Raw genomic sequence first — 6576 nt, forward strand, 5'->3', positions numbered from 1 at the left:
TCGTTCTATCCCTCAATCGAAAATCGAAAATCGATAGGTATATGCCGAATCGAAAATCGAAAATCGAAAATAGATTCATCCTCACACCAACTTTTTATGACAATTGCATCGAATAACGGTACGAACGGCTCAAACTCAATCTCAACTGACACCATGAAACAGCCCGCAACCGCCGATAACAACTTGCCCCGCATCGCCACTCGACCCGATCGCAATTCCTCCCACGGTCAAGAATCCAACGTTCCGGTAACCTCAGAAATAGGTCAGGAAGAAATGATGGAAGCCGTTCGGACGATGCTGCTGGGAATAGGAGAAGATCCCGAACGCGAAGGATTGCTCAAAACCCCGAAGCGGGTAGCAGAAGCAATGCGGTTTCTCACCAGCGGTTACAGTCAATCCCTCGAAGAACTCCTCAACGGCGCTATCTTTGACGAAGGTCACAACGAAATGGTACTGGTGCGAGATATCAGCGCCTTCAGTATGTGCGAACACCATATGCTGCCATTTATGGGTCGAGTTCACGTCGCTTACATTCCCAACCAAAAAGTAGTGGGACTGAGCAAACTAGCGAGAATTGTCGAAATGTACAGCCGACGATTGCAGGTACAAGAACGTTTGACGCGCCAAATTGCCGAAGCAGTTCAGACAATATTGGAACCACAGGGAGTGGCTGTAGTAATGGAAGCCAGCCATATGTGCATGACGATGCGGGGCGTGCAAAAACCCGGTGCTTGGACAGTGACGAGTGCGATGTTGGGCGTGTTTCAGGAGGAACAAAAAACTCGCGAAGAATTCCTGAATTTGATCCGCCACCAACCGGCATTCTTTTAGACAGTTGACAGTTGACAGTTGACAGTTGACAGTTGACAGTTGACAGTTGACAGTTGACAGTTGTCGGTTGACAGTTGACAGTTGTCGGTTGACAGTTGTCAGTTGTCAACTGTCGGTTGTCGGTTGTCAGTTGTCGGTTGATGACTGCTTACTGCTGACTAATGATGACTTTTAAGCAGCCCCAAAACCGGTACCGTGCCAGGTACACTCGTTAAAAGGAGCTCCCCAAATTTTAGAGTCTTGTTCAAGCTGCCAGATTCAAGGCTGCAAGAAAATCTAAAATCTAAAATCTAAAATCTAAAATAGACTGACGATCGCCAAATAAGCTCATAAAATAGACGAGTGACTTATGGCTTGTGACTAAACGATGAATCCTATTAAATTCGGTACAGATGGCTGGCGCGGCATCATTGCTGACGATTTTACCTTCGATCGCGTAGCGTTGGTAGCTCCCCTAGCAGCACAAGTTCTCGCACAAACCGGCGGCAATAATGCCAGTAGCGGCACTGTAATTGTCGGTTACGATCGCCGATTTCTGGCTGAAGATTTTGCCCTCGCAGCAGCTAAGGCAGTCCAAAACGCCGGATTTGACGTGCTCCTCAGCGAATCCTACGCCCCAACTCCGGCTTTTAGTTTAGCTGCCAAACAATTAAATGCTTTAGGTGCGATCGTCCTGACAGCCAGCCACAATCCCGGTGCATATTTAGGATTAAAAGTCAAGGGCGGATTTGGCGGTTCAGTTTCGCCCGAAGTTACGCAACAGATAGAAGCAAAACTCGAAAATCCGGCGGCACTTTCAGCAACTCCCGGAAAATTGGAAAGTTTCAATCCTTGGCCGGCTTACTGCAAAACCTTGCGGGAAATGGTGGATATTGAAGCGATTAAGGGGGCGATCGCATCCGGGAAAATCACAGTATTTGTAGATGTAATGCACGGCGCAGCGGCGGGCGGATTAGCTCAAATATTAGAAGAAACAGTGCAGGAAGTCAACAGCGATCGCGATCCGCTGTTTGGTGGCGGTGCACCGGAACCTTTGCCGCGCTACCTGTCGCAGTTGTTCCGCGTCATGCGGACTCACCAGCGAAAAGCATCTGGTTTGTCGATCGGATTTGTATTTGACGGAGATAGCGATCGAATTGCTGCGGTTGACTCTAGCGGAAACTTCCTCAGTTCGCAAATCCTAGTTCCTATATTAATCGAACACTTAGCCAAACGGCGCGGCTTCACCGGAGAAGTCATCAAAACCGTCAGCGGTTCCGACATCATGCCCAAAATTGCCGAACTTTACGGCTTACCATTGTTTGAAACGCCGATCGGTTACAAGTATATTGCCGATCGAATGTTAACCACCCAAGTCCTAGTCGGCGGCGAAGAATCCGGCGGAATCGGCTACGGTACCCACATACCCGAAAGAGACGCGTTGCTATCGGCGCTGTACTTGCTAGAAGCCGTTGTCAAATCCGGGGAAGATTTGAGCGACATCTATCGCCGACTGCAAACAGAAACTAATTTTACTTCAGCTTACGATCGCATTGACTTGCATCTAGCAAGCATGGCAGAAAGAGCGCGTTTGCTGTCGCTGCTGCAAAATCAACCTCTCACAGAAATAGCGGGGAAAGCAGTTGTAGATTGCAACAAAGTTGACGGATATAAATTCCGTTTGGCTGACGGAAGTTGGCTGTTAATTCGGTTTAGCGGTACTGAACCAGTGTTGCGGTTGTATTCGGAAGCTGCGACCTTGAAAGAGGTGATGCAAAACTTGAATTGGGCGAAGAGTTGGGCACAGAATTGAGAAGAGTTTGCCACCGCAGATAAACGCAGATAAACGCGGATGAATTAATATGAAACCTCTCTTTCTCTGTGTTCTCTGCGGCCTCTGTGGTTCAAAAAAATCTTTCTTATTCATAAATCAAAAGTATTGCAGGATGTGCCGCCATTAAAAATCTCTAAATTAGACAAACAATCTTAAAGCAGCGCACCTGACAAAGCTTGATACACAATAATTGTTCGTGCTTGTTTATTCAACAATTGTGTAAGGTGCGTCGCCACTCGAACAGTTGATTTTTATGCAGAGATTTTTAAGAGATCCACACCCTACGGAAGAATGTTGTAAGAGTTTTTAATAATTGGTATAAAAGCAAATGGCATACAGCGATTTCAGCCTTGCGAGAGTCAAAAAAGATTTTGGATTAACTTTAGATGAAACGCGCAATTTATTTGCAGACACAGAACCTGTTACACCATCAGAAATATTAACAACAATTCTCATCGATTATGTGCCACTCGCAACTTTCATATCAACTCAAAAAGCTCGATCGGAATTTTTAATTGCTCCGATTTTGGCAGAAGTTAGGCGAATGTTAAACAAACGAGTTTCTCTTTTCTCAGGTAAAGATTTTATAGTCGATCCAGAAAGAGGTTTGCAAGGGTTTTGCGATTATATCATGAGCGGTTCTCCAGAACAATTATTCATCAGCGCTCCGGTTGTAACAATTTTTGAGGCAAAAAAAGAAGATATTATGGGCGGGTTGGGTCAATGTGTTGCAGCAATGGTGGCGGCTCAATCTTTTAATCAAAATCAAGACACTGAGATCGATCGCATTTACGGCGCGGTGACAACGGGTACTAACTGGAAATTCTTGATTTTGGAGGAAACTACTGTTTATATCGATCAGATCGAATATTATATTCAAGACGTTGATAAGATTTTGGGAATTTTGTTGCAGCCGTTTCACCAATCTTTTGTTAAGATAGATCCGTAATTTTTAACAGAAATAATGACAAATAATAAATTGCTAGTTGTGGCTACGGGCAATCCTGGCAAAGTTAAGGAAATGCAGGTTTATCTTCAGGATTTGGGATGGAAGTTGCAACTGAAACCGGCAGAGTTGGAAATTGAGGAAACTGGCGAGACTTTTATTGCTAATGCTTGTTTGAAAGCTTCGGAAATTGCCAAAGCGATCGGTGAATGGTCGATCGCCGATGATTCTGGTTTAATGGTAGATGCACTCGACGGTCAACCTGGGATTTACTCGGCGCGCTACGGAAAAACCGATGCTGACAGGATATCTCGGCTTCTCAAAGAATTGGGAACCGAACAGAACCGGGGTGCACAATTTGTGTGTGCGATCGCGATCGCCCGTCCCGACGGTACAATTGCCCTGCAAGTAGAAGGAATTTGTCGCGGCGAAATCCTGCACTCTCCTCGCGGTACGGGAGGTTTCGGGTACGATCCGATTTTCTACGTACCCGCACAGCAACAGAGTTTTGCGGAAATGACACCGGAAATTAAGCGATCGCACTCCCATCGCGGTCAAGCATTCCAGGCTTTATTACCACAAATGAAGTCATTAGTCAAGTAATTTCGGAGGGAAAAAGGAAGAAGGAAGAAGTCAGTTGTTATGGGTTATTAGTTATTGGTTATTTGTGATTGATTACCAATGCCCAATGCCCAATGCCCAATGCCCAATGCCCAATGCCCCATTCCCAATTCCCCATTCCCAATTCCCCAGTATTCTAGATTGCCTCCAGGTTCTTTTCTCCCGTCCGAATGCGGATAATTTGTTCTACGGTGGAGATGAAAATCTTGCCGTCGCCAATCTCGCCCGTGCGGGAAGCAGCGATAATTTTATCAACCACCATGTCAACCTGATCGTTTTCGACAACAATCTCGACCTTGAGCTTTTGCAAGAACTCAACAGTGTACTCAGAACCGCGATAGCGTTCTGTCATGCCCTTCTGACGGCCAAAACCTCTAACTTCAGAAACAGTCATCCCCACAATCCCAGCATTGACGAGTGCGATTTTCACTTCGTCAAGTTTAAACGGGCGAATAATAGCTTCAACCTTTTTCAAGTTTCTCACTCCTAACATTACTACGTTCGTTATATTACTTAATCGGCGTGACATCTTTTAAGATCACTGCCAACAGCAACTATTTTGTCAAATATATTACCTTATGTTGTACTCCCGATGAAATAATGCAGGTCAACATTTAACAACATTCCCTGATTTTCCGGCGGTGGTGGCCGTGTGGAGCCGATCGCGCTAGAGTGAAAAAGACCCAAGCCGTCCGTCGCCGATCTGCTAAAACAGAAAAAGAACACAGGAGACAGGATTTTTCGCCGGTTTCCGCTTTGCACAAGTCAGATTTGCACGTATTGCTGAAAACTATAATTGCCAGAAGCGGTCAGTTAAACTATTCCTATGCACCCAGCTAGCCCTCCCCCTGACCGCAGCGGGCTTGATGCCCTACTGAGAAATCGCCCCTTCCTCACCTTGTGGACTGGCCAGTTGTTGGCCCAAGTGGCGGATAAAATCTTTTACGTATTGCTGATTATTCTGCTGAAAACAGGCGACTACCGACCCTGGCCCGTTTCTTGGCAGCATTCGGAAAATTCGATGCTGTCAGCGGTGATGATCGCCTACACGCTACCGGCGATCGTCTTTGGTTCGGCGGCCGGTATCGTGGTAGACCGCTTTTCCAAAAAGCAAATGCTGATCGGCTGCAACGCGATCCGAGCGGTGTTGATTGGATCTTTGCCGTTTTTGCCCAAAACTTTTGTGGTGTTGTTGGTACTCACGTTTTTAGTGTCTACCGTAACGCAATTTTTTGCTCCCGCAGAGGCGGCGGCAATCCCGCTGGCTGTGGGGCGAGAGGGACTGATGTCGGCAAATGCTCTGTTCGCCTCGTCCACAATGGGCGGGATAATTGTCGGAATGACGATCGGCGAACCGATATTTACTTGGCTCAAACACAGCTACGGGCCAGCTTCTCAAGAGTTTTTTCTGGGCGGGTTGTACCTGATTTCAGCAGGTTTGCTCTACTTGATGCACATTAAAGAAAATCGCGGCGGTAGCAGTGGCAAAAATGTTCATCCTTGGCAAGACTTTAAAGAAGGTTTGCGGTATTTGAAGCACAATCGCCTGATTAGCAACGCGATGGTGCAGTTGACGATTTTGTATTCGGTGTTTGCGGCGCTGCAAGTTCTGGCGATCGCACTTTCGGGCAAAATAGGTCTCAAAGAAACTCAATTTGGGTTTTTGCTGGCTGCTGCGGGCATCGGAATGGTCTTCGGCGCGGCGTTTTTGGGCCACTGGGGCGATCGAATGCACAACAAACCTTTGCCATTAATTGGTTTCGTAATGATGGGTTTTGTGTTGGGAATGTTTGCCTTTGTCAGACAGCTTTGGCTGGGATTCGGATTGAGTGCTCTGTTCGGTTTTGGCGCTTCCTTAATTAACGGCCCGATGCAAGCTTTGATTCAAGAAAAAACTCCCGAATCTATGCGGGGAAAAGTCTTTGGCTTGGAGAACAATGCGATTAATATTGCTCTCAGCTTGCCTTTAGCACTGACCGGCCCGCTGACGGATGCTGTCAGCAAAGCCGTGGGATCGGATGACCTCGGCTTGCGGATCGTGCTGCTGAGTTTGGGCTTTTTAGTTCCAGTGATGGGCATGGCAGCTTGGTACCATACCCGCAAAGCCTTAAAGGCGTGACATACCCGACACTCATTTTGTAAACAAATAGAGTGCGGGCTTCCTCTTTCAACGGGAGAGCCTCGACGCGAGCCATCTCTAAGCTGGTCTTATCCTCCCTCCGTAGGTTTCACTCACCCGAAGGTGATCCTAACTAGCAAGATAATCACTTATCTTTTCCGGCAGACTCCCTGTGTCCCAAGGAGTAGAATTGTTGATTTTTTCACCCATCCATCAGCTCTTTTACGGCAAGAAAGGGATTTTGGG

7 protein-coding genes are annotated in these 6576 nt (G+C 46.8%); 6 read left to right on the top strand and 1 reads right to left on the bottom strand.

The features are described from left to right. Positions 1-96 precede the first annotated feature (96 nt). From folE to rdgB, 4 genes are all read left to right on the top strand, one after another. Positions 97-831 carry a GTP cyclohydrolase I FolE gene (gene folE, locus JGK07_RS24950; RefSeq protein ID WP_293182141.1) on the top strand — a complete coding sequence of 245 codons (735 nt, stop codon included), beginning with the start codon at positions 97-99 and terminating at the stop codon, positions 829-831. A 367-nt stretch (positions 832-1198) separates the two neighbouring features. Continuing rightward, positions 1199-2623: a phosphoglucomutase/phosphomannomutase family protein gene (locus JGK07_RS24955; RefSeq protein ID WP_293182143.1), complete on the top strand. Its 1425-nt coding sequence runs from the start codon at positions 1199-1201 to the stop codon at positions 2621-2623. Between the two features lie 349 nt (positions 2624-2972). Continuing rightward, positions 2973-3593, top strand: a complete 621-nt coding sequence (locus tag JGK07_RS24960; protein WP_293182144.1) for a hypothetical protein — start codon at positions 2973-2975, stop codon at positions 3591-3593. Positions 3594-3608: 15 nt separating this feature from the next. Beyond that, positions 3609-4193: an RdgB/HAM1 family non-canonical purine NTP pyrophosphatase gene (gene rdgB / locus JGK07_RS24965; RefSeq protein ID WP_293182146.1), complete on the top strand. Its 585-nt coding sequence runs from the start codon at positions 3609-3611 to the stop codon at positions 4191-4193. A gap of 154 nt (positions 4194-4347) precedes the next feature. Here the strand turns inward: rdgB and JGK07_RS24970 are convergent, their stop codons facing one another. Beyond that, a complete protein-coding gene (locus JGK07_RS24970) occupies positions 4348-4686 on the bottom strand; it encodes a P-II family nitrogen regulator (protein ID WP_293182221.1) in 339 nt (112 codons plus the stop codon). 197 nt (positions 4687-4883) lie between these two features. Here JGK07_RS24970 and JGK07_RS24975 point away from each other — a divergent pair, with 197 nt between their 5' ends. Further along, complete coding sequence (locus tag JGK07_RS24975) at positions 4884-5051, top strand: hypothetical protein (RefSeq protein WP_293182148.1); 168 nt, start codon at positions 4884-4886, stop codon at positions 5049-5051. Then, positions 5038-6330 carry an MFS transporter gene (locus tag JGK07_RS24980; RefSeq protein ID WP_293182150.1) on the top strand — a complete coding sequence of 431 codons (1293 nt, stop codon included), beginning with the start codon at positions 5038-5040 and terminating at the stop codon, positions 6328-6330. The genes JGK07_RS24975 and JGK07_RS24980 overlap by 14 nt, the downstream gene beginning before the upstream one ends. Positions 6331-6576 lie beyond the last annotated feature (246 nt).

Origin of the sequence: Microcoleus sp. PH2017_24_DOB_U_A (genome assembly GCF_020738205.1) — a bacterium.
Taxonomy (GTDB): Bacteria; Cyanobacteriota; Cyanobacteriia; order Cyanobacteriales; family Microcoleaceae; genus Microcoleus.

What these genes read in the sequence shown, in the direction of transcription:
- folE (WP_293182141.1), top strand. Translation starts at nt 97, where the DNA reads ATGACAATTGCATCGAATAACGGTACGAACGGCTCAAACTCAATCTCA.
- JGK07_RS24955 (WP_293182143.1), top strand. Translation starts at nt 1,199, where the DNA reads ATGAATCCTATTAAATTCGGTACAGATGGCTGGCGCGGCATCATTGCT.
- JGK07_RS24960 (WP_293182144.1), top strand. Translation starts at nt 2,973, where the DNA reads ATGGCATACAGCGATTTCAGCCTTGCGAGAGTCAAAAAAGATTTTGGA.
- rdgB (WP_293182146.1), top strand. Translation starts at nt 3,609, where the DNA reads ATGACAAATAATAAATTGCTAGTTGTGGCTACGGGCAATCCTGGCAAA.
- JGK07_RS24980 (WP_293182150.1), top strand. Translation starts at nt 5,038, where the DNA reads ATGCACCCAGCTAGCCCTCCCCCTGACCGCAGCGGGCTTGATGCCCTA.